Raw genomic sequence first — 21,746 nt, forward strand, 5'->3', positions numbered from 1 at the left:
CCATTCAAGGGGAAAACCGTGATCCGATTCGAAGCGGTGACCAAGGTCTATCCAGGCGGCACGACCGCCGTGGACGCCCTCGACCTGGAGATCCACGAAGGGGAGACCACCGTCCTGGTCGGTTCGTCCGGCTGCGGGAAGACCACCACCCTTCGAATGATCAACCGAATGATCGAGGCCTCCTCCGGCACGATCACCGTGGGTGGGCGGGACATCGCCACGCTGGACGAGAACACGCTGCGCCGTGGCATCGGCTACGTGATCCAGCAGAGCGGCCTGTTCCCGCACAGGACCGTCCTGGACAATGTGGCCACCGTGCCGCGGCTGCTCGGCTGGGACAAGAAGCGTGCGCGGGCCCGCGCCACGGAGCTCATGGAGATCGTGGGGCTCCCGCAGGAGATGGCCACCCGGTTCCCGCACCAACTCTCCGGCGGCCAGCAGCAGCGGGTGGGCGTGGCCAGAGCACTCGCCGCCGACCCGCCCATCCTGCTCATGGACGAGCCGTTCGGCGCCGTCGACCCCGTGGTACGCACCCTGCTCCAGGATGAGCTGCTCCGCCTCCAGAAGGAGCTGCGCAAGACCATCGTCTTCGTCACCCACGACATCGACGAGGCGGTGCGGCTCGGTGACCGGATCGCGGTCTTCCGCCAGGGCGGACGCCTGGTGCAGTACTCCACCCCCGCCGAACTGCTGGCCCACCCCGCCGACGACTTCGTCGCGGAGTTCCTCGGAGCCCAGCGCGGCCTCCGGCTGCTGTCGCTCGGCTCGCTGAAGGAGGTGCCCGCCCTCCCGGTGACGACCGTCCCCCGCGACGCTCCCGCCGAGACGGTGGCCGCGACCGCCGCCGGGGCCGGAATCCGCTGGATGGTCGCCGTCGAGGCGGACGGCCGGCCGTACGCGTGGGTGGACGCCGAAGGCAACAGCCTGCCGGTCGCGACCGTCCGCGACGGAGGCACCCTCCTGGACGCCCTGGAGGCGGTGGTCTCCTCACCGCGCGGCCATGTGGTCCGCGTCGACGCCGAGGGCAAGGTCGCCGGCGTCTCCTCCGAGCGCGACGTCCTGCGGGCCGCCGCGGCCCACCGCTCCACAGTGATCGGCGACGGCGGTCAGGAGGTGGCCACGTGAGATGGTCCTGGTTCGCCAGCCACGTCGACGAGATGGCGGAGCTGACCCTGCAACACGTGATCACCACGGTGATCTCGGTCGGTTGCGGGCTGCTGATCGCGCTTCCGCTCGCCATCCTGGCCCACCGGGTTCCCCGGTTGCGCGGGCTCATCCTCGGCATCACCAGCGTGATCTTCACGGTGCCGTCGATCGCGCTGTTCATTCTGCTGTTGCCGTTCACCGGGTTGAGCCTCACCACCACCGTCATCGGCCTGACCCTCTACTCGCTGGTGGTTCTGGTGCGGAACATCGTCGAAGGGCTCGCCGCCGTCCCGCCGCGCGTCCGCGAGGCCGCCAGAGCCATGGGGTACGGCAGAGCCCGGGTGCTCATCGCGGTCGAGCTGCCGCTCGCCCTACCGGTGATCATGGCGGGGGTCCGCATCGCGACCATCATGACCATCAGTCTCACCAGCGTCGCGCTCGTCATCGGTCAGGGCGCGCTCGGCCAGTTGTTCGCCGACGGGCTGCAGCGGAACTTCGCCGAGCCGATCATCGGGGGCATCGCCCTCACCCTCCTGCTCGCCGTGGTCGCCGACGCCGTCCTGGTCGGCGTCCAGCGCGGCCTCACCCCGTGGACGAGGCGGTGACGTCATGCTGGAACTTCTGCGGCAGATTCTGTCCTGGTTCGCCGATCCGGCCCATTGGACCGGAGGCGACGGGCTGCTCGCCCGCCTGGCCGAGCACCTGGAGTACTCCGCGCTCTCCACGTTCGCCGCTGCCCTGATCGCCCTGCCCATCGGGCTGGCCATCGGCCACACGGGACGCGGCGCCTTCCTCGCCGTCAACGCCACCGGGTTCGGCCGCGCACTGCCCACGATCGGGGTGGTCACCCTGGTCTTCCTGGTCAGCGGGCTCTCCCTGTGGCCGGTCTACATCGCGCTGGTCGTGCTCGCCGTACCGGCCATCGTGACCAACACCTACGCCGGCATGGCGGCGGTGCCGCCGGAACTGCGGGACGCGGCACGCGGCATGGGCATGACCGGCTGGCAACGGCTGTGGCAGGTCGAGGTGCCCGTCGCCGCGCCGCTGATCCTCACCGGCATCCGCCTGGCCGCGATCCAGGTCATCGCCACCGCGACGATGGCCGCCTACGTGAGCTTCGGCGGTTTCGGCCGCTACCTCTTCGACGGGCTGGCGCAGCGGGACCTTCCTCAAGTCCTCGCCGGGGCGACTTCCGTGGCGGTCCTCGCCATCGCCACCGACCTCCTGCTCGCCGCACTGCAACGGGCCCTCACCCCCCGGGGACTCCGTGACACCCGAAAGGAAGCACATGCGTAAACTGAGCGCCGGCCTTGCCGGCCTGGTCCTGACCTTGACCGCCTGCGGCGGCGGCACCACAACGCTGGCCGGGCCGTCCGCCACCACGTCCGCGTCCGCGTCGGGCTCATCGGGCGGTGAGACGATCGTGATCGGCACCGCCAACTTCACCGAGAACATCACGCTCGGCTACGTGTACGCGGGCCTGCTGAAGAGCAAGGGCTACACGGTGACGGTCAAGCCCAACCTCGGCTCCCGGGAGATCATCTTCCCGGCGCTGAAGAGCGGCGAGGTCGACATTCTGCCGGAGTACCAGGGCGCTCTGATGGCCTACCTCGACCCCAACGCCAAGTCCTCCGACGGCGACGGCGAGGCCAAGGCGCTGGCCGCCGCCCTCCCGGCAGAGCTCAAGGTTCTCCCTTACGCGCCGGCCCAGGACCAGACCGTGTGGCTGGTCACCAAGGAGACGGCCGCCAAGTACAACCTGAAGTCGATGGAGGACCTGGTCAAGGTCAGCAAGCAACTCGTGTACGGCGCGCCGCCCGAGAACAAGACCCGCTACATCGGTGTGGTCGGCATGAAGAAGGTGTACGGCATCGAGTTCAAGGAGTTCAAGCCGCTCGACGTGGGCGGGCCGCTCGGCAAGGCCGCGCTGAAGAACGGCGACGTCGACGTCGCCGACGGATTCAGCAGCGACCCGGCGATCGCCGACAACGGCTGGATCGTGCTGGAGGACCCCAAGCACCTGGCGCCGACGGAGAACATCGTGCCGCTGGTCCGCGCGGACAAGGTGACCGACAAGCTGACCGCCGCCTTCACCGAGCTCAACGCCAAGCTCACCACCGAGGACCTGGTCAAGATGAACCGCCGCACCGACGTGGACAAGGAAGACCCTGAGGACGTTGCCGATGAATGGCTCAAGAGCATGGGACTCGTCTGACGTCTCCGCGCGGCTGAGGGAGCTCCTCGACGGGCACAGGCTCTCACCCTCGCAACGGCGGATCGCCCGCTACCTGCAGGACCATCCCCGCGAGGCGGTCTTCCTCAACGGCATGGACCTGGCCAAGGCGGTCGGGATCAGCCAGCCGTCGGTGACCAGGTTCGTGGCCGCCCTGGGGTTCGCCGGTTTCCCCGAGTTCCGCGACCACCTGCGGGCGGCCGTCACGGACGGCGAGGGGGTCCGCCCCCAGGCCGGCAGCGAACTGCAGTCGATGGTGGACTCCGAGATCCGCAACCTGGAGCGGCTGCGCGACAGCCTCGACGATCCGGGCCGGCTCGCCGAAGCAGCCGCCGTGCTGGCCGCCTCCCGGCCGCTCCCCGTGGTCGGGCTACGGGTCTCCGCGCCGCTGGCGTCCCTGTTCGGGTTTCTGGCGGCCAAGGCCCACCCCGACATCCGGGTGATCGACGCGCCGGGGTCGACGCTGGAGGACCGGCTCAGCCGGGCGGCGGAGGCGGGCGCCACCTGGCTGCTGGCGTTCGGCCTGCCCCGCTATCCCCGCGAGTTGCGCGAGGGGCTGAGCTGGGCCCGGCGGTGCGGGCTGCGGATCGTGCTGGTCACCGACCACGCCGTCGGCGGGGTGGCCGAGCAGGCCGACGTGGTGCTGACCGCGCCGGTGAGCTCGCGCTTCGCCTTCGACTCGCAGGCCGCACCCGCCGTCCTGTGCGCTGCCTTGGTGCATATGATGATCAACATGTTGCCCGCGGCACCGCTGGAGGATTTCGAGAGCAGGGCCGCGGAGCGGAAACTCTTTCTGACCGACTGAATGGCGTCCTGGGCAAGCCCAGGACGCGCCCGTCTTCGGCGGCCCGGACCGGCATTCCTGCCCGGGCATCTTCGACCCGTTCCACCGCGGCGCGTTCGAGGCGGGACCCCAGGTGCGGGTGCTGCACGCGGCTCAGGCGGTGGCGGCCGAGCCGGAGCGAGTACGGTTCATGATGCCCAGCGTCAGGTCAGAGGCCAGGTCTTCGAGGTTCCACCGCCCTTGCCGGTAGGCGTGGTTGCTGACCCAGAACACCATGACGCCGTCGTGGAGGGACCTGACGTAGGCGGCCAGCGACCAGGAGTTGCCGCCGTCGTGCCAGGCGACCCGCCCGTCGCCGGTGTCGCGGACGCTCCAGCCGTAGGCGTACGACTCCTCCGAGGAGGGCGTCCGCACGTAAGGGGTGAAGAGCTTGTCCTTGGCGCTCGCCGAGAGGACGGCATCACCGGTCAGGGCGCGGTGCCAGCGGAACATGTCGCGTGCGGTGGACAGCATGCCGCCGTTGCCGCGCAGGTTCCAGTACGGGCCGTCCGTCGCCCACCGATGCTCGTACGGGCGGCCCTTGCTGTTTCCCTTGGCGTCGTATTCCACGGCGACCTGGCCAGGCTTCCATCGGGGCAGCACGTACCCGGTGCTGGTCATGCCCGCGGGAGTGAACAGGTAGGTCGCCAGGAATCGCTCGTAGCCCAGGCCGGAGACCTTCTCGACGATCGCGGCGAGCATGCTGTAGCCCACGTTGGAGTAGTGGAATCCCACTCCCGGTGCCGACATCGGCTTGGATGCCAGCGCCCTGGCCAGCATGTCGTCGCGGGACAGCACGTCATAGTCGTCGCCGAGCCCTTCGACCAAGCCTGCCGTGTGCGTCAGCAGATGATGCAAGGTGATCTTGCGTTTGCCGGCGGGGACCGGCCCGAGATACGCGCTGATCGGGTCGCTCGTCCGGAGCTTGCCCATCATCTCCAGCTTCAGGATCGCGGCCGCGGTGAACTGCTTGGTGATCGACATGACGTCGTACACCGTGTCGCAGGTCGCGGCGGCCCGCGCGTCGCGGTCGGCCAGGCCGAAGCCCTGACAGTAGGAGATCTGATCGCCGCGCGCTGCGATGACCGTAGCGCCAGGTCCCTCGGGAAGCGTGCGAGCGAGGAAATCGCCGACCGGTTCGTCGGACGCCGGGGAGCACGCGGCCAGGGCCGGCACGACCATCAGCAGCACGCCGGTGCGGATCCGGCTCATATGACCTCCACAAGTGATTGTCCGGGGGTCACAAGTTGACCGACGAGGCCGGAACTGATCAACATGTCCGGGTGTCCGCGTTTGTGCGGGACGCTGTACGGCCGGCTCAGCGCCGTACACCGGCAGGCAATCGATCGCTACTGGCCCAAGGGGCGACCATGACCATCACACCACCGCCCTCACCGGCGGCAGCCACCGACGAGGCCACCTTCATGGCCGGGCTACGCGCCCTCAAAACCTGGTGCGGCCTCAGCTTCCGGCAGCTCGAACGCCGTGCGTCCGCCGCCGGTGAGACGCTGCCCTCCTCCACCGCCTCCACCATGCTCGGCAAGAACCGGCTGCCACGCGAGGAACTCCTCGTCGCGTTCGTCAGAGGCTGCGGCCTCGGCGAGGAGCACGTACGGGCTTGGGCGGCCGCCCGCACGAAGATCGCCGACGGGACGGCTGCCGCTCCGGTCGCCGCGCCCTCGCGGCACGCGGCTTGGCGGCGGCCTGTGATCGTGGCGACGGCACTGGCGATGGCACTGGCGACGGCGTTCGCCGGTGGCGCGGCAGTCACCGCGCTCTTTGGGAGCGGATCCATCGACACGGAGGAGACAGCGGTCGTCACACGGTGACCTCGCCCGGCTCGGTGGTCATGGTGTCGAGGTCGTGCCGCTGGTGAGCCGCGCCGGGCGGCACGCGCGCGGGTCTGCCGCCCGGCGCCTCCGGCGAGACACGGACGTGGCGACTGCTCGGCTCTGACGGCACCGAGGAGCAGATCGAAGACCTCCGCGCCAAAAGGACACCACAGAGGAGCCGACACATGGCCGACCCAGCTCAACCGCGTTGATCAAATCGACGGGGTTCCGGAGCGCGTCAGAGCCGATGTTGAACGCGTCAGTCGGGCACCATTACGGCTCGTCCCTTCAGCTGTCCGGTGCGCAGCCGGGCCAGCGCCTCAAGGGCAGCGGAGAGCGGGAACCGTTCGACCTCGACGTGGAGCGCGCCGGAACGGCCGAGCGAGATCACCTCGGTGAGTTCGGAGCGGGTGCCCCAGAACGGTAGTGAGATCCGGGCGCCCTGGGGGAGGGGGCCTGGTTTCCGGACGCTCAGCCGTCCACCTGCGCTGCCGACCACCACGAGCTCCCCGTCGGCGCGCAGGCTCGCGGCGGACAGATCAAGCGTCGAGTCGGTGCCCACGAAGTCGAGCACGACGTCGACGCCGTGACCGCCGCTCGCGGTCCGCAGGACCCGGCTTGTGTCTCCCGATACGCGGGTGCTCAGGTGGGCACCGCATCTGTCGGCGAGGCTCAGGGCCTCGTCGCGCATGTCGACGGCGAATACCCGGCTCGGTGTGATCGCGCGGAGTATCTGGATGGCCAGGTGCCCCAGGCCGCCGACGCCGATGACGGCGACCGTCGACCCTTCGCCCAGCGCCGGCCTGCATCGCTGGATGGCGTGGTAGGGCGTCAGGGCGGCATCCGTCATCGGCGCTGCCTGCAGGGGATCCAACTCGCCGATCGGCTCGAGGTGGTGGGCCGATGGCACGAGGACGTACTCGGCCATCCCGCCGTCGCGGCCGAGTCCGGCCCCAGCCCACGGCAGCTCCGCCCTGCGGTCGCAATAGTTGTCCCTACCGGCCCGACAGCGCGGGCACTCACCGCAGCCCCATGGACCGTAGACCGCGACGGGATCGCCGAGGGCGACGTCGGTCACGGCCGGGCCCACGGCCGCGACGCGACCGGCGATCTCGTGGCCGAGGGTGAACGGTGCCGGAAAGGGCATGCCCGCCGGACCCGCGTCGAGGACGTGCAGGTCGGAGTGGCACAGGCCCGCGGCCTCCACCCGTAGCAGGACCTCGCCGTCTCGGGGGGACGGCCGCTCGACGTCGGAGAGGATCGCTGGGATGCCCCAGCCCGGAAGCCTGAGCGCTCTCACCGCGCCACCCGGCTCGCCATGGTACGGGGTGCGGCGACCGCCCGGCCGCCGATGATCGACATCAGCACGCCTCCCATGCTAGTAAACTGAAGTCAGTTCACCAAAACCCGCCGCGCGACGTAGCCGATCCGGCGCTCGCCGGCCGCCGAGGGGCCAGATCCGCCGACACGGGTCACCTTGTGGCAACGGCGTCCCGGCGGTGGACGCGCCACCGCGCCTGCCGCCGACGTCCGGAACCGCGGTCGCTGATCGTTTCCTAGGGGGAGGCGGGCTTCTCCAGGGCGCGGAGGCCGGCGGCGGCCAGCGGCGCGACCGCCAGGCCGGCCGATTCGAACCCCGATCCCCGCGTCATGCCCTGCTGGAAGCGGGCGTGGATGCCTTCCGCGATCACGGCGATCTTGAAGTAGCCGAGCCCGAGATAGAAGTCGAGCCGGCCGAGGTCGCGGCCGCTGACCGCGGCGTAGCGCTGCGTGAGTTCGGCGGGCGCGGGCAGGCGTTCACTGGTGGAGGCGGCCGAGCCGCCGAGGACAGGAGCGAACGCCGGATCCGAGTAGACGAGGTGTAATCCAAGGTCGGCCAGCGGATCGCCGAGCGTGGCCATCTCCCAGTCCACCACCGCGCGAACCTCGGCGGGGTCGTGCCGGGCGAGGATGGCGTTGTCGATGCGATAGTCACCATGCACGATCGAGGCGCCACTCTCATGAGGACACAGCTCGGCCAGCCGCGCGTGCAGCCGCTCGATGTCGGGCAGGGGGCGGGTCCGCACTCGTCGCCACTGGTTGTGCCAGCGCCCCAGCTGCCTGGCCAGGTAGCCCACGGGGCGGCCGAAAGCCTCCAGCCCGACCGCGGCGGGATCGACCGCGTGCAGCCCGGCCAGCACATCGATCAATCCGTACGCGCAGCGGGTGAGGTCCTCGTCGGACAGCGCGAGCAGGTGGTCCGTGGTCCGGAGCACGACCCCCTCGACGTGCTCGACCACCGAGAACGGCACGCCCAGCACCTCCGCCCCGGCCAGGACGACCGCACGCGCGACCGGAACCCGGCTGCCGGCGAGGGCTGCCACGACCTGGTACTCGCGGCCCATGTCGTGCGCCGACGGGGTGAGCCCGCCCAGCGGCGGGCGGCGCAGCACCCACTTGTGCCGCCCGTCCATGAGCAGGTATGTCAGGTTCGACCGGCCCCCTTGCAGCAACTCGGCGGTGAGGTGGCCGGTGAACCCGGGCACGCGCTCGGCGAAGAACCGTTCGAGCGCGGGAAGGTCCAGGCCGTCGATCGCGGACGGGGCCAGGCCGGTCATCGCGCCGCCTGCGCGTCATGCCGGCGCAGCACCCGCCTGGCGATGGCCCAGCGGTGGGTCTCCGACGGTCCGTCATAGATCCTGAACGGGCGGACCTCTCGCAGGTAGCGGCTCAACAGAACGTCGCCGGAGATGCCGAGAGCGCCACAGATCTGCACGGAGCGATCGACGACGCGCCAGATCGCCTCCGCGCAGAAGGTCTTGGCGATCGCGGTGGACTGCGACGCGGATTCCTTCCGGTCGAGCTCCCAGCACGCCCGCAGGATGAGGCCGCGGGACGCGGCGATGTCGATCTCGTTGTCGGCGATCATCTGCTGGACCATGCCGAGCTCGCCCAGCCGCGACCCGAACAACCGCCGCTCCGCCGCCCGCGCCACGGCGATGTCCTGCGCCCGCCGTGCGATGCCCAGCCAGCGCATGCAATGCGTCATACGGGCGGGCCCCAGTCTGACCTGGGCATGGCGGAAACCCTGGTCGACCTCACCGAGCACCGCGTCCTCGCCGACCACGCAGTTGTCGAAGACCAGCTCGACGTGCCCCCCGTACAAGCTCTCGTCGAGGGTGTCGATGTGGCGGACCGTGTTCATGCCCGGGTTGCCGGCATCGACGAGGAACATCGTCGCGCCACCCGCCTCGCCCTGGCGCCCTGAGGTTCTCGCCATGCAGATCGCGAAACCCGCACCGTCCGCACCGGTGATGAACCACTTGCGGCCGTCGATACGCCATCCCTCGTCCACTCGCGTGGCACAGGTGGAGATCGCGCTCGGATCCGAGCCCGCGCCGGGGGCAGGCTCGGTCATCGCGAAGCAGGAGCGGACCTCGCCCGCAGCGAGAGGCCGCAGGTAGCGTTCCTTCTGCTCTCCGGTGGCGATGGCCTCAAGCAGGTGCATGTTGCCTTCGTCGGGCGCCGCGATGTTGAGCGCGAGCGGCCCCAGGAGGGAGTAGCCGGCCTCCTCGAACACCGCCGCCCGGCCGAGCATGTCCAGCCCGAGCCCGCCGTACTCCCGCGCGACGTGCGGAGCGAAGATCCCGGCCTGCTTCGCGGCCTGCTGCAGATGCCTGCGGACGTCCTCCGACCGTACGACGCCACGATGCCGCTCTTCAACGGGCATCACCACCTCGCGGATGAACGTCGCGGTACGCCGGGCGACATCGGCGACAGCTGGACTGGGGGCAAGGTCGACGGACATGGAGCCTCCCATGTGGCTAATCATCGTTAGCCGAACTGTAGCGCGCAAGCATGGTTGTGCAAGGTCTGGGGGCTAATATGTGTTTGCTGAGGGGAGGCGCTGTGGACAGGCTCGATCACATCCGTGCGGTAGCGCTGGAGTTGTTCGCCGGCAAGGGCTACGAAGCCACCACGATGGCCGACATCGGCGCCGTGGTGGGGATGCGCGCGCCCAGCCTGTACAAGCACGTCACCTCCAAGCAGGATCTGCTCGCCGAGATCATGACCGCGACGATGCGGGAGCTGCTCGCGGCCAACCGCGCGGCGGTCGCGACCACGACCGACCCCGTCGAGCGCCTGCGGCGGGCGAGCGAGGCACACGTCCGCTATCACGCCCGGCACCGGCGTGAAGCGTTCGTCGGCAACCGGGAGATTCGCAGTCTCGTCGAGCCTCATCGTGGCCGCGTGCTCGACCTGCGCGCCGAGTACGAGACCTGCTTTCGCGAGCTCGTACGAGCGGGGATCGCCGCGGGCGTGTTCCGCGTGGCCTCGGAGCGGCTCGCGTCCTACGCGATCCTCGACCTCGGCATGGGCTTGGCGGCCTGGTACCGCGATGACGGCGAGCACAACGAGGACGCCGTCGTGTGGCAGTACAGCGAGTTCGCGCTCCGCATCGTGGGCTCAGGACGCTGATCGGCCCTCCGGCGGCCGCGGCACGAACCGGGAGCCGAGACTTGAATTGAATTGAGTTTGGTCTATCGTGGCACGCGGATGGCAACCACCCCCGCCGACCAGCCGATCCGGACAGAGGAGAGCCGCGTGAGCACAGAGGAGACCGATCTGCTGATCATCGGCGCGGGCATGGCGGGGCTGACCGCCGGTGCCCGCGCGGCACGCGATGGACTGTCCGTGGTGATCGTCGAGATCAGCGAAGACGTCGGCGGATCCGCCCGCCTCGCCGGATACGCCTGGACCGCGCCGAGCCACGACGTCATGGATCAGCACAATCCACATGGAGACGTCTCGCTGAAGCGCGCCCTGGTGGACCGGTTCGCCGACGGCATCGCGTGGATCCGCTCCATCGGCGTCGAGGCCAAGGACGCGCAACGCGTCCTCAGCTTCGGCCGCGGGCATCGGTTCGACACCAATCACTACGTCGACACCTGTCGCCGGCTCATCCTCCAGGGCGGTGGCGAGCTGCTGCTCAACACCGACACCGAACAGCTGGTGGTGGAGCACGGGGCGGTGGTCGGAGCGCGCCTGAGGTCGGCCGACGGCACGTCGAGGGAGGTGCGGGCCCGCTCGACGCTCATCGCGACCGGCGGATTCCAAGGTGACCTCGAGCTCCGAACCGCTCACGTGCACCCGAACGCCGACCGCATGGAGCTGCGCTCGAATCCCCACAGCCGCGGCGGCGGCTACCGTCTGGCCACCCAGGTCGGCGCGGCCACCGGTCATGAGGACGCCGGCTTCTACGGCCACCTCATCCCCAGTGGCCTGTCCTTCGCCGATCCGTCGGATTTCGTGGACATGTCGCTGTACTACAGCGAGCACGCGCTGCTGTTCAACCTGGACAACGAACGGTTCGTGGATGAGACGCTGGGCGATCACCTCACGACCATGGCGCTGCTGGAGCAGCCCGAGAGTCGGGGTCTCCTCGTCGCCGACGCCCGGGTGTTCCGCGACTGGCTTCTCGGCTCCTACGTCGAGGCAGCCGTCGCCGTCGACAAGTTCGCCCTGGCGAGCAAGCGAGGAGGCCGCGTCGGAGTCGCCGAGGGCCTGGACGAGCTGGCCTTCCTGCCCCAGGAATGGGGCTACAGCGGCAAGGCCGTTCGCGACGGCGTCGAGGCGTTCAACGAGCGCGCTTCGGCAGGGCTGGAGCTGCGGCCCGGCCGGGAGCTGGACCGCCTCCCGCTCGACGAGGCGCCGTACTACGTCATCGAGGCGGTGCCGGCCATCACCTTTCCGTTCCACGGCCTGCGCGTCGACGACCACGCCCGCGTCCTGCGCGAGGACGGCGAACCGCTCGGCGGACTCCTCGCGGCGGGGTCGGACGTCGGCGGCCTGTGGCACCGCGCGTACGCCGGCGGTATCGCCGCGGCTCTCGTCTTCGGGCTCACGGCGGCCGACACCGCCATGAAGGCGGCGGCGACGTGAGATTCCGGCGAAGGACCCTGCTGCCGCGCGCGGAACTCATCCTCCGGTCATCGACAAGGAGCCACCCATGACCATCGAAACGCCCCTGCTCGACGCGTGGTTCGCCACGATGGACTCCGACCAGCCGGAACGCGTGCTCAAGAAGATCACCGATGACTTCCAGATGTCGGTGGTGTTCTCCAAGGGAGACGCCCAGACCGCCGAGTTCTGCGGCGACCGTGCGGGTCTGGTCGCCTACCTTGAGCAACGCGAGAAGAACACGCTCGTCCATCACCTGGTCCGGGCCACGGCCGTCGGCGACGTGGAGCTGGGGTTCGGGCTGGTGACGCGGGACGGCCGGTTCGAGGCGTCGTTCAACGTGAGCGCGCTCGTGGATCCCGCGTCCGGCAAGTGCCGCCGACTGCTGATCTGCCGGACTCCTGAGATCTCCTTTCCCTTGAGCGAGCAGTGAGCGACCAGCGAGCGAAGGGAACCGACGGCATGACCGGAACCACCGACGGCCGATTCGAGGGGATGATCGCGCTGGTCACCGGAGGCGGCTCCGGAATCGGCGCCGCAGTCGTCCGGCAGCTCGATCGCGAGCGATGCGCCGCGATCTATGTGGCCGACGTCAACGAGGCCGGAGCGCGTACGGTGGCCGCGACGACCACATCCGGCCGCCCGGCCGCCCTGGACATCACCGTCGCAGGCGCCGTCGAAGCGCTGGTCGAACGGATCGTCGAGGCACACGGCCGGCTCGATGTCGTGGTGAACACCGCGGGGGTCGACGACCCGCGCGCCAAGGAGCGGATCCTGGCCGCCCAGCAGTCAGGGGAGCCCCTCGACATGTTCCGGCATCTTGAGGACGAACAGTGGCGCCGGGTCATGGCGGTCAACCTCGACGGGTCGTTCCACGTCCTGCGTGCCGCCGTGCGCGCGATGATCCCGGCGGGTCGCGGCGCCGTCGTCATGGTCGGATCGTCGGCGGCCTTCGACACGCTGACGGGCTACGCCCACTACGCGGCGTCCAAGGCGGGCGTACACGCGCTCGCGCAGTCGGTGGCCAAGGAGGCGGCGGCGTTCGGCGTACGGGTCAACGTCGTCGCGCCAGGTCCCGTGGACACCCCCATGGCGGCCCGAACTCCCGCGGCCGTCAGGCAGGCGTTGGAAGCGTCGGGACCGGTGGGGTATGCCTCCCCGGAAGAGCTTGCGGACAACATCCTGTACCTCGCCTCTCCCGGCGCCTCGAACGTGGTGGGTGCCGTCCTGCTGAGCAACGGCGGGCGATTCACGGTCTGAGGCCCTTCCGGCCCCTGCGGTCAATTCAATCCAGTGATGCGTGGACGGCCGGCTCTCGACGGGCCGGCCGAAAAGGAGATTACCGTGCGAACTCGACTGTCTGGACGCGTAGCCCTGGTCACCGGCGCGACCGGCGGAATCGGCGAGGCCGTCATCCGCCGCTTCGCCGAGGAGGGCGCGGCGGTCGTGATCACCGACGTGGACGCGGGATGCTGTGAAGAGGCCGCCGAGCAGGTCACGGCGGCCGGTGGGCGCGCTCTTGGCCTGGGCCTCGACGTCACCGACGAGCAGGCCTGGGAGGCGGTGGTGAACGAGGTGGACGGGCGGTTCGGCGGCATCTCCGTACTGGTCAACAACGCCGGCATCGCCAAGATGACGGACGTGGAGACGGAGACGCTGGAGACCTGGGAAGCGGTCGTCGCGGTGACCCAGCGCGGGGTCTGGCTCGGGATGAAGCACGTCGGCCCGGTGATCGAGCGCTGCGGTGGGGGCTCGATCGTCAACGTCTCGTCGATCTTCGGCACGGTTGGCGGATTCGGCGGGCAGTTCTCCTACCACGCCGCCAAGGGCGCGGTCCGGCTGATGACGAAGAACGCGGCGCTCTACTGGGCGACGCGGGGGGTCAGGGTCAACTCGCTGCACCCGGGATTCATCGAGACCCCGCTGTCACGCAAGCTCTGGCGGGGGACGCCCCGGCTCGACCTGATGATCGGCAACACCCCGATGGGACGGCTGGGCCGCACCGACGAGGTCGCCAACGCCGCGCTCTTCCTGGCTTCCGACGAGGCGAGCTTCATCACCGGTTCGGAGTTGTACGTCGACGGCGGCTACACCGCCCGCTGAGGCCGGCCACGGCGGCGCGGACCGGACGCCGATCGCGCCACGCCTCCCTCCACCGGCGCGGACCAGCATCCGATCACTGCGCGCCGCCGTCCACTCGCGTGTATCTGCCCACCTCGCCGTCCAGCGCCACGATCACCTGCCCGCGCGCCACGAGGACGTCGAGGTGGGCGACCGTCTCGTTGACCGCAAGCATTTGATTGAAGTCGTCCAGGCCGGCGAACGGCACCTCTCGCCGGGTCCAGGTCAGCTGCCGCGCGACCGCGTACCCGTCGAGGGTCCGCGTGCCGAGAGCCCGTAGTGCCTGCGCCAGCCGTACGTCATGATGGGCCAGCAACTCGGCGACGCGAGCATGGGCGCTCTCGGTGACCGGACCGTGCGCGGGCAGCAGCCTCGCGTCGGCGAAGCGGGTCATCAGCCGCAGCGAATCGAGGTAGTCGGCCAGGGGACGTTCGGACTCGCCGAGCTCGAAGCCGATGGACGGCGTGATGTGCGGCAGGACGTGGTCACCGGCGAACAGCAGACCCGCCGCTTCGTCCAGGTAAACCACGTGCCCCTTGGTGTGGCCGGGCGTGGGGATGACATGGAGAGCCCGCCGGCCGAGCTTGAGAACGCCCGCGCTGAGCCAGCCGTCCGGCGCTTCCCAGTCGCTCGCGGTGAAACCACCGTGGTCAACGCCCGACAGCCGGTCGGCGAGGTCGCCGGCGCCGCCGCGGCGGAGCACTCGCAGCGAGGTGACCGGCACGTCGCTGCGCACCTCGCGCAGCAGTTCCAGGCCCTGCCGCTCGCCGGCACCGAGGTACACTCGCGACCCCAGCAGCCGGCGCAACGCCACGGCCTGCGTGTAGTGATCGCGATGGATGTGGGTGACGAAGATCTTCGTGATCTGACCAAGGTCGTACCCCACCGACGCCATGGCCTCCTCGAGGGTCCGGCGGGATTGGGGCAACGCCCAGCCGCCGTCGATCATGATGATGCCGTCGTCCTCTTCGAGCAGGTAGACGTTGACGGCACGCAGCCCGTCGCCCGGAAGCGGCAGCGGAACGCGGTGCACTCCGGGCTGGATCAGCTCCGCTCCGGACTCGGCCCACTGGCCCCTCCGGGCACGTGCCGTCACTTCTCCGCCTCGCCGGCCTGGCCGGCCAGGGCGGCGAGCAGGTCACGGGCGAGGTCGCGGGCGCCGGCTCGGGAGATCTTGCCGACCGTGGTTTGCGGCAGCTCGTCGACGGCGAACACGAACTCGGGCCACTTCGCCTTGGAGAGCCCCACCTGCTGCAGATGCCGGGTGATCTCATCGAGCCCGATCCCGCCTCGGTCGGCGGAGGTCACCAGCGCGGCCACCCGTTCACCGAGAATCTCGTCGGGCACCGGCACCACACAGGCCTGCGAGACGTCCGGATGAGACGCGACGGCGCGCTCCACCTCGGTGACGTCGATGTTACGGCCGCCGCGGATGATCACGTCCTTCTCCCGGCCCATGACGCTGACGGTCCCGTCCTCGTTGGTCATCATGAGATCACCGGTCGGGAAGAACCCGTCCGCGGTCAGCTCCGGAGGGTTCAGCCTGCCCTCGTGCGCGTATCCGAGAAACAGCGACGGCCCGCGTACCTGGGCCCGGCCGACCTCGCCCGGCCGCACCTCACGGCCATCGTGGCCGACCACCCGGAGCTCGGTGCCGGGAAACGGACGGCCGTCACGGCCGAGCCTGATCTCCACCGGTTCCCGCGGCGACGGCGAGGTGTGGCCCAGGCACTCCGACATCCCGAACACCCTCAGGATCGTGGTGCCCAGCGACTCCTCGGCCCGGGTCATGGCCGCCACGTCCATCGGACCGCCGCCGACGGTGATCGATCGTACGCCCTGGAGCACCCGTGACCCGGAAGCGGCGGTGCCCAGCTGGAGCGACATGGTCGGCACGCACATGGTCCAGCGCACCCGCGTCTCGGCCATCCGGGCCAGTACCGCGGCGGGGTCCCATTTGCGCCACAGGACCAGCGGACCGCCCAGCGACAGGGCCAGGAAGACCCCGAAACAGTACGCCGCGGTGGACGACAGCGGCACGATCGCCGCGATCGCGTCCCCGTGGCTGAGGCCGTTGACGGCGATGGTGTGCGAGCAGGCGTAGCGCAAGGCGTCCTCGGACTGCACCACGCCCTTGGGCCGCCCCGTCGACCCGGAGGTCAGCCCGATCAGCGAACCTCCGGACCACCGCGAGACGTCCCGTGGCCCGTCGCTCGACCAGGCCGCCCAGCCGTCCAGCACCTCGTGCCGGCCCGCACCGGCCATCAGGGCGGGCACGGCCCACTCCTCAAAGGCGGAGGGTTCGGCGACCACGGCGTCGGGCCGGATGTCCTCGAAGGCCGCGGCGAACTCGGCGCCGGTCGTGTGCCGGTTGACCACCGCCAGCACTCCGCCGCTCATCCCTGCGGCCAGGCTCGCCGCGACGGTCCGCCACGAGTTGTCGGCCTGCACCATCAGGGTCCCGGCGCCACCCGGGCCGGTCACGGTGCCGGCGAGCTCCGCCGCGTGAGCGAGCAGCTCGCGCGCGGTGTGACTGCCCGAGTCGTCGATGACGGCCACGGCATCCGACTCCTCGGCCCGCCGCCGGAACTCACTCACTACCTGTCGCATACCGCTTTCCTCGCATCACTCACGGGACGGCCGACTCATGCCGGTCGGCCGGTGAACATTTCCCTCTCGGTTCCCATCACGGCGAGCCGGCGGCCTCTCATGTCGCCGACCTGGGCGACCGCCGCAGCCCACTCGGGGCTGTCCAGCGCCTTCCGGAGGTCTTCCGCGCTGTCGAAGCTGAGCACCGACACCCCGTCCCAGCCCTCGGAACGGGTGTCGAACGCCTCCTCGATCTCGGTGTGCCGCCACGCCCGCAGGCCCGGAAGCCGGTAGGTGAGCTCTGCGTGCTCCACCCGCCACCATGCGATGAACCGCTCGTGGGTCCACTCCGGCGGCCGCGCGGCCAGCAGCACGAGGTTGTACATGAGGTCTCTCCTTTACTGATCGGCGGCCGGCCAGTCCAGCAGCTCGAACGAGGTCGTGAAGAAGGACTGGTAGCGCAGCATCTTCCCGTCGGCCGACACGACGGCCGCGGAATGGAACGCTCCGGTGGGCTCGCCCGACTCGACGACCACCCCGTAGACCATCTCGAGGTTTCCGTCGACCGCCGAGCGGAGGACCTTGTGCACCCGCTCGACCGCGTTGCGGCCGGAGATGTACTGAGCGAAGTCCTCTCTGGATTGTCCGCTCACCTGGCCGCCGGGGAGAGCGAGCAGGAACCGGAAGTCCGGCTCCAAGCACTCGAGCGCCTTCTCCGGGTTCTGGCTGTCCATGCAGGCCATGTACTCTCGCAGCACCATGATCGTCGATCCTCCTCAGCGTCAAGGAAAGCAGGTGGGCCGGTGTCACCGGTCAGGGGGTGTGAAGAAGTCGCCCTCCGCCACGAACTGGCCACCCTTCACGATCACCTTCTGCACGCTGCGGGTCCCGAGGTGGTTGGCGGCGCTGAAGTTCATGACCGGCGCGACTCCAGGGTCGATCTTGCCTGCCTTCTCGTACGCCTGGACGAGCGACTGCGAGGTGATCGGGCCTTGTATGGTCTGCGCGATCTGGACGAAGACCTTCGCTGAGGCCCACCCCCAGAGAGCGATGAAGTCGGCGGGCTGCTTCGGCTCGTACCGGGCCATCGCGTCGCGGAACTCCTTGACCGACGGATCGCTGTCGCTCGGCGCCTTGACCAGTTGCACCGCTTTGAAGCCTTCCGCGGCGTCACCGGCGAGGGTGAGCGTGGAGGCCGCCGCGGTGGGCGCGTAGCCGTAGGCGGGCACGGACAGGCCCTGCAGTTTGGCCTCCTTGAGGAAGGCCGCGGCCTCCGGCGAGGCGAGGATCACGATCACCGCGTCGGGCTTCTTGGCCTTCACCTGCGTGATCGTCGGGCTCCAGTCGGTGGACTGGAACTTCACCGACAGCAGCTCGGCGCTGCTGCCCGGACTGACCTTCTGCAGGACGGGCCCGACCTGCTTGGCCACGTTGACGAACGCGGCCGGGTCGCTGTGCACGACCAGTATCTTCTTCGCGCCGTCCGCTGCGGCCCAGGCCGCCAGCGCCGCCGCCTGGTCCTCGTAGAGGGTCTGGATCCCGAACAGGCCGGGACGGGGCGGGGTGTACCAGGTGGCGGCGCCGCCCAGCTCGTTGAGAATCGGAATCTTCGACTGCTGCAGGACGAAGGGGAAGCTCGCCTCGCCCTGCGCGGTGCCGTTGGCGGCGACGATGGCCACGACCTTGTCCTGGCCGATCAGCTCCCGGGCGATCTGGACGGTCTGCTGGGGGTCGAAGGCGTTGTCCTTGACGATCCAGTTGATCTTGCGCCCGTTGATGCCGCCCTTGTCGTTGATCATCTTGAAGTAGGCGTCGGCGCCCGCACGCTGCGGGACACCGGAGGCGGCCACCGGACCGGTGAGTGGATACCAGGCGCCGATCTTGATCTCTTTGTCGTCCGCGGCATTGGAGGCACTGCCACCGCAGGCGCTCGTGGCGAGGACGAGGGCCGCGACGCAGGTGGTGAGAAGGTGCGTTGAATGGAGGCGCATGACGTACTCCCGCAACTGAGTTCAGTTCAGTTTACGGGACTCTATCGTCGTGCTCACACTCGGGCAATAGCCTGATGAGCAAACGTGGTGGTTCACCCCGGCACAGAGCGACCGGCACGACCTTCCACACGGGTCATGCCGGTCGTCGGACCGCCGGCTACAGTGCGACCATCCGCACGCAGCAGTCTTCGGTCAGCTCGCTCACGTCGGACAGGGTCACCGGACCTCTGGGGCGATACCAGCGCCAGACGCTCACGATCATGCCGAGCATGTTCAGCGCCAGCGTGTGCGCGTCACGCTGGACGAAGGCGCCCTCGTCCATCCCCCGCCGCAGCAGTGCGGTCCAGGCCTCCTCGATGCGATGGACCAGCTCACGAGCGGCGAGCCGCTCGGCCTCCTCCTTCTTCGAGCTGCGCGGCACCGCGAGGATCGCCAGGTTGTTCTGCAGGATCCGCATCTGCGCCACGTCGCGCTCGGACACCGCGTACGCCGAGCGCACCGCTTCCCGCAACGCCTCCATCGGGTCCGGCCGGCCGTCGGTCGCCTTCACGAACATCTCCAGCGAACGCTGAAGCTCAAGCCGCATGATCGTGAGCAGGCAGTGGGCCTTCGACTCAAAGTAGTGATAAAGGGCGGTCTGCCCGATTCCTACCTGATCAGCAACGACCGACCACTTGGTGGCGTCGTAGCCGTTCTTGCCGAAATTCTTGATCGCAGCCGTCAGGATGGCCCTCCGTTTGGAACGGGGACCCTCGTCCGGCTCCGTGATCTTCGCTGTCGTCATCACCCCACCCCCGACATTCGCGCCGAGGCACGTCGCGGCCCGGCCGGAACTCCCTGGTCAACCTGATTTGAACTCGGTTCTAGTCCCATTCCAGGTCATCATACTCGCAAGAACGCGTCCGCCCTGGTCGAGCTCGGGTTCTCGCGGCAGTTCGTCAAGATCGCAGCTCCCGGCGGCGCGAGGCCACACGTCGGACGCGCGCTACCGCTTGCAGGGATCGCCGGACCCTTCGGCGGACCAGTCCATGGGCTGGGAGAGGCCGCCGCTCGTCGGCGTGACCGCGCTGGCCGCCGTGCGGAGGCAACCCGCCACACATGCGCTCGCCGGCGCGGCACGAGACCTGTACAGCAAAATTGAATTCAGTTAGGGTTCAGCGATACTGCGAGTGAGGAGGCCACCCATGCCGTTCGTTCTCATCCACGGCGCCGGCTTCGGCGCGAACTGCTGGGACGAGCTGATCCCCCACCTGGACGCGGAGGCGCTGGCGGTCGACCTTCCCGGCCGCGGGACGCGGGCGGGGGTCGAGCTGAACACGGTCACGCTCGCCAACTGCGCCGACGCGGTCCGGGAGGATGTCGAGACGAAGGATCTGCGGGACGTGGTGCTGGTCGGTCACTCCTTCGCGGGAGTGACCGTGCCGCGTGTCCTGGACCTCATACCGGACCGGATCCGGCACGTCGTTCTCGTGTCGGGCGTGGTGCCTCCCGACGGGTCCCGGGTGCTCGACCAGATCGATCCCGGCGTACGGGATCTGGTCGAGCAGTCCATCGCCGGCGGCGTCTACCACCAGACCCGCGAGGGCGCCGCCGCGATCCTGTGCGAAGACATGGACGAGGCGAGCACCGCGTCCACGTTGGATCGGCTGATCGACGACTCGGCCGCCCTGCTGAGCGAAACCGTGGACCTGAGCGGCTACCGGCGCGAGATCCCGCGGACGTACCTGCACCTCACACGGGACAAGTGCTACGTCGAGGAACTCCAGCAGCGATCCATCGCGTTGCTCCGGCCAGACGTCGTCGATCTCGACACCGGCCACCTGGCAATGATCAGCGCGCCCGGAAAGCTCGCCGCCGTCCTCAACGCCATTCACGGCTGATCGCCGGGCCGGCCCGCCGCGATGCCGGCGGGCCGGCTCTCACACCCGCTCGACGATCGTGGCGTTCGCCATCCCGCCCCCCTCGCACATCGTCTGCAGGCCGTACCGTCCGCCGGTACGGCGAAGCTGGTGCACCAGGGTCGTCATCAGCCGCGCTCCTGTGGCGCCCAGCGGATGGCCGAGCGCGATCGCTCCGCCGAACGCGTTGGTCCGTTCGGGGGCCGCGCCGGTCTCCTTCTGCCAGGCCAGCACCACCGAGGCGAACGCCTCGTTGATCTCGATCAGGTCCATGGCGTCGATGGACAGCCCGGCGCGGTCCAGAATCTTCTCGGTGGCCGGGATGGGTCCGGTGAGCATGTAGATCGGGTCCGAGCCCACCACGGCCATGCTGTGGACCCGGGCCAGCGGCGTGAGCCCGTGGCGGCGCACCGCGTCCTGCGAGGCGACGAGCAATGCGGCGGCGCCGTCCGAGATCTGGCTGGACACCGCGGCGGTCAGCCGGCCGCCCTCGCTGAGCGTCCTGAGCCCCGCCATCTTCTCCAGAGTGGTGTCGGCCCGCGGTCCCTCGTCGGCCGCCAGGCCGAACGCCGGCACGACCTCGTCGGCGAAGACCCCGTCCGCCCAGGCGGCGACCGCGCGCCGGTGACTGTTCATGGCGAAGCGCTCCATGTCCTCCCGCGAGACCTTCCACATCCGCGCGATCAGCTCGGCGCCGCGGAACTGCGACACCTCCTCCTCCCCGAAGTGGGTCCGCCAGCCCTCTCCGTCGTACGGCGTCCCCATACCCTCGCGTTCGCCCACGACGGCCGGGCCCGCGATGGGCACCAGGCTCATGACCTCGACGCCGCCCGCGACGACGAGGTCGGCGGTGCCGGACATGACCGCCTGGGCGGCGAAGTGCACGGCCTGCTGCGACGAGCCGCACTGCCGGTCGACGGTCGTGCCGGGCACGTGCTGGGGAAGCCCCGCGGCCAGCCATGACGTGCGGGCGATGTTCCCCGTCTGCGCCCCCATCTGGCTGACGCAGCCGAAGTAGACGTCATCGACGTCCCCGGGATCGATCCCGGTGCGGGTGACGAGCGAACGCAGGACGTGGGCGCCCAGGTCGGCGGGATGGACCTGGCTGAGCCCTCCCTTGCGGCGGCCGACAGGGGTACGGACGGCATCGACGATGAAGGCTTCGGCCACAAG

General features: G+C 69.7%; 23 protein-coding genes. 12 read left to right on the forward strand and 11 right to left on the reverse strand.

All coding sequences use genetic code 11. The features are described 5' to 3' along the window. Positions 1–18 precede the first annotated feature (18 nt). From ACIBQ1_RS20015 to ACIBQ1_RS20035, 5 genes are read left to right on the forward strand one after another with little or no spacing between them, the layout of a single operon-like run. A complete protein-coding gene (locus ACIBQ1_RS20015) occupies positions 19–1,125 on the forward strand; it encodes an ABC transporter ATP-binding protein (RefSeq protein WP_397279365.1) in 1,107 nt (368 codons plus the stop codon). Further along, positions 1,122–1,751, forward strand: a complete 630-nt coding sequence (locus ACIBQ1_RS20020; RefSeq protein ID WP_397279367.1) for an ABC transporter permease — start codon at positions 1,122–1,124, stop codon at positions 1,749–1,751. Before ACIBQ1_RS20015 ends, ACIBQ1_RS20020 begins: the two co-directional genes overlap by 4 nt. Positions 1,752–1,755: 4 nt before the next feature. Then, positions 1,756–2,442: an ABC transporter permease gene (locus ACIBQ1_RS20025; protein ID WP_397279369.1), complete on the forward strand. Its 687-nt coding sequence runs from the start codon at positions 1,756–1,758 to the stop codon at positions 2,440–2,442. Then, the gene (locus ACIBQ1_RS20030) at positions 2,435–3,361 is read left to right on the forward strand and encodes an ABC transporter substrate-binding protein (RefSeq protein ID WP_397279370.1); all 927 of its coding nucleotides are present in this window, start codon (positions 2,435–2,437) and stop codon (positions 3,359–3,361) included. The genes ACIBQ1_RS20025 and ACIBQ1_RS20030 overlap by 8 nt, the downstream gene beginning before the upstream one ends. After that, a complete protein-coding gene (locus ACIBQ1_RS20035; RefSeq protein WP_397279372.1) occupies positions 3,330–4,184 on the forward strand; it encodes a MurR/RpiR family transcriptional regulator in 855 nt (284 codons plus the stop codon). The genes ACIBQ1_RS20030 and ACIBQ1_RS20035 overlap by 32 nt, the downstream gene beginning before the upstream one ends. 132 nt (positions 4,185–4,316) lie before the next feature. Here the strand turns inward: ACIBQ1_RS20035 and ACIBQ1_RS20040 are convergent, their stop codons facing one another. Then, entirely contained in the window at positions 4,317–5,414 is a 1,098-nt protein-coding gene (locus ACIBQ1_RS20040; protein WP_397279374.1) for a serine hydrolase domain-containing protein, read from the reverse strand. A gap of 158 nt (positions 5,415–5,572) precedes the next feature. Between ACIBQ1_RS20040 and ACIBQ1_RS20045 the strand changes: the two genes are divergently transcribed. After that, the gene (locus ACIBQ1_RS20045) at positions 5,573–6,031 is read left to right on the forward strand and encodes a hypothetical protein (protein WP_397279376.1); all 459 of its coding nucleotides are present in this window, start codon (positions 5,573–5,575) and stop codon (positions 6,029–6,031) included. A 262-nt stretch (positions 6,032–6,293) separates the two neighbouring features. On the opposite strand, the gene ACIBQ1_RS20050 is transcribed toward ACIBQ1_RS20045, so the two are convergent. The 3 genes from ACIBQ1_RS20050 to ACIBQ1_RS20060 all read right to left on the reverse strand — a co-directional run bounded on the left by ACIBQ1_RS20050 (position 6,294) and on the right by ACIBQ1_RS20060 (position 9,821). Continuing rightward, on the reverse strand, positions 6,294–7,334 hold the full coding sequence (locus tag ACIBQ1_RS20050; RefSeq protein ID WP_397279378.1) for an NAD(P)-dependent alcohol dehydrogenase: 1,041 nt from the start codon (positions 7,332–7,334) through the stop codon (positions 6,294–6,296). 256 nt (positions 7,335–7,590) lie between these two features. After that, entirely contained in the window at positions 7,591–8,631 is a 1,041-nt protein-coding gene (locus ACIBQ1_RS20055) for a phosphotransferase family protein (RefSeq protein WP_397279380.1), read from the reverse strand. After that, positions 8,628–9,821: an acyl-CoA dehydrogenase family protein gene (locus tag ACIBQ1_RS20060; RefSeq protein WP_397279382.1), complete on the reverse strand. Its 1,194-nt coding sequence runs from the start codon at positions 9,819–9,821 to the stop codon at positions 8,628–8,630. The genes ACIBQ1_RS20055 and ACIBQ1_RS20060 overlap by 4 nt, the downstream gene beginning before the upstream one ends. A gap of 101 nt (positions 9,822–9,922) precedes the next feature. On the opposite strand from ACIBQ1_RS20060, the gene ACIBQ1_RS20065 reads away from it, so the two are divergent. The 5 genes from ACIBQ1_RS20065 to ACIBQ1_RS20085 all read left to right on the forward strand — a co-directional run bounded on the left by ACIBQ1_RS20065 (position 9,923) and on the right by ACIBQ1_RS20085 (position 14,077). Beyond that, positions 9,923–10,492, forward strand: coding sequence for a TetR/AcrR family transcriptional regulator (locus tag ACIBQ1_RS20065; RefSeq protein WP_397279383.1), 570 nt, complete (start codon positions 9,923–9,925; stop codon positions 10,490–10,492). Between the two features lie 126 nt (positions 10,493–10,618). Further along, positions 10,619–11,956: an FAD-binding protein gene (locus ACIBQ1_RS20070; RefSeq protein ID WP_397279385.1), complete on the forward strand. Its 1,338-nt coding sequence runs from the start codon at positions 10,619–10,621 to the stop codon at positions 11,954–11,956. Positions 11,957–12,023: 67 nt separating this feature from the next. After that, the gene (locus tag ACIBQ1_RS20075; protein ID WP_397279387.1) at positions 12,024–12,407 is read left to right on the forward strand and encodes a hypothetical protein; all 384 of its coding nucleotides are present in this window, start codon (positions 12,024–12,026) and stop codon (positions 12,405–12,407) included. Positions 12,408–12,436: 29 nt separating this feature from the next. Next, entirely contained in the window at positions 12,437–13,234 is a 798-nt protein-coding gene (locus ACIBQ1_RS20080) for an SDR family NAD(P)-dependent oxidoreductase (protein ID WP_397279389.1), read from the forward strand. 84 nt (positions 13,235–13,318) lie between these two features. Further along, the gene (locus ACIBQ1_RS20085; protein ID WP_397279390.1) at positions 13,319–14,077 is read left to right on the forward strand and encodes an SDR family NAD(P)-dependent oxidoreductase; all 759 of its coding nucleotides are present in this window, start codon (positions 13,319–13,321) and stop codon (positions 14,075–14,077) included. Positions 14,078–14,150: 73 nt separating this feature from the next. On the opposite strand, the gene ACIBQ1_RS20090 is transcribed toward ACIBQ1_RS20085, so the two are convergent. From ACIBQ1_RS20090 to ACIBQ1_RS20115, 6 genes are all read right to left on the reverse strand, one after another. After that, a complete protein-coding gene (locus ACIBQ1_RS20090) occupies positions 14,151–15,191 on the reverse strand; it encodes an MBL fold metallo-hydrolase (RefSeq protein ID WP_397279392.1) in 1,041 nt (346 codons plus the stop codon). Then, a complete protein-coding gene (locus ACIBQ1_RS20095; RefSeq protein ID WP_397279394.1) occupies positions 15,188–16,705 on the reverse strand; it encodes a class I adenylate-forming enzyme family protein in 1,518 nt (505 codons plus the stop codon). The genes ACIBQ1_RS20090 and ACIBQ1_RS20095 overlap by 4 nt, the downstream gene beginning before the upstream one ends. A gap of 35 nt (positions 16,706–16,740) precedes the next feature. Continuing rightward, complete coding sequence (locus tag ACIBQ1_RS20100; protein WP_397279396.1) at positions 16,741–17,070, reverse strand: EthD family reductase; 330 nt, start codon at positions 17,068–17,070, stop codon at positions 16,741–16,743. Between the two features lie 12 nt (positions 17,071–17,082). After that, the gene (locus ACIBQ1_RS20105) at positions 17,083–17,445 is read right to left on the reverse strand and encodes a nuclear transport factor 2 family protein (protein ID WP_397279397.1); all 363 of its coding nucleotides are present in this window, start codon (positions 17,443–17,445) and stop codon (positions 17,083–17,085) included. A gap of 45 nt (positions 17,446–17,490) precedes the next feature. Continuing rightward, complete coding sequence (locus ACIBQ1_RS20110) at positions 17,491–18,675, reverse strand: ABC transporter substrate-binding protein (protein ID WP_397279398.1); 1,185 nt, start codon at positions 18,673–18,675, stop codon at positions 17,491–17,493. A 157-nt stretch (positions 18,676–18,832) separates the two neighbouring features. Beyond that, positions 18,833–19,459, reverse strand: a complete 627-nt coding sequence (locus ACIBQ1_RS20115; protein WP_397279400.1) for a TetR/AcrR family transcriptional regulator — start codon at positions 19,457–19,459, stop codon at positions 18,833–18,835. Positions 19,460–19,859: 400 nt separating this feature from the next. Between ACIBQ1_RS20115 and ACIBQ1_RS20120 the strand changes: the two genes are divergently transcribed. Beyond that, on the forward strand, positions 19,860–20,555 hold the full coding sequence (locus ACIBQ1_RS20120; RefSeq protein WP_397279401.1) for an alpha/beta fold hydrolase: 696 nt from the start codon (positions 19,860–19,862) through the stop codon (positions 20,553–20,555). A 39-nt stretch (positions 20,556–20,594) separates the two neighbouring features. On the opposite strand, the gene ACIBQ1_RS20125 is transcribed toward ACIBQ1_RS20120, so the two are convergent. Further along, positions 20,595–21,743 (reverse strand): acetyl-CoA C-acetyltransferase, encoded by a 1,149-nt coding sequence (locus tag ACIBQ1_RS20125; protein WP_397279403.1) that lies wholly within the window; start codon positions 21,741–21,743, stop codon positions 20,595–20,597. Between the last annotated feature and the right edge of the window lie 3 nt (positions 21,744–21,746).

It is taken from the genome of Nonomuraea sp. NPDC050153 (genome assembly GCF_044460125.1).
GTDB lineage: Bacteria > Actinomycetota > Actinomycetes > Streptosporangiales > Streptosporangiaceae > Nonomuraea.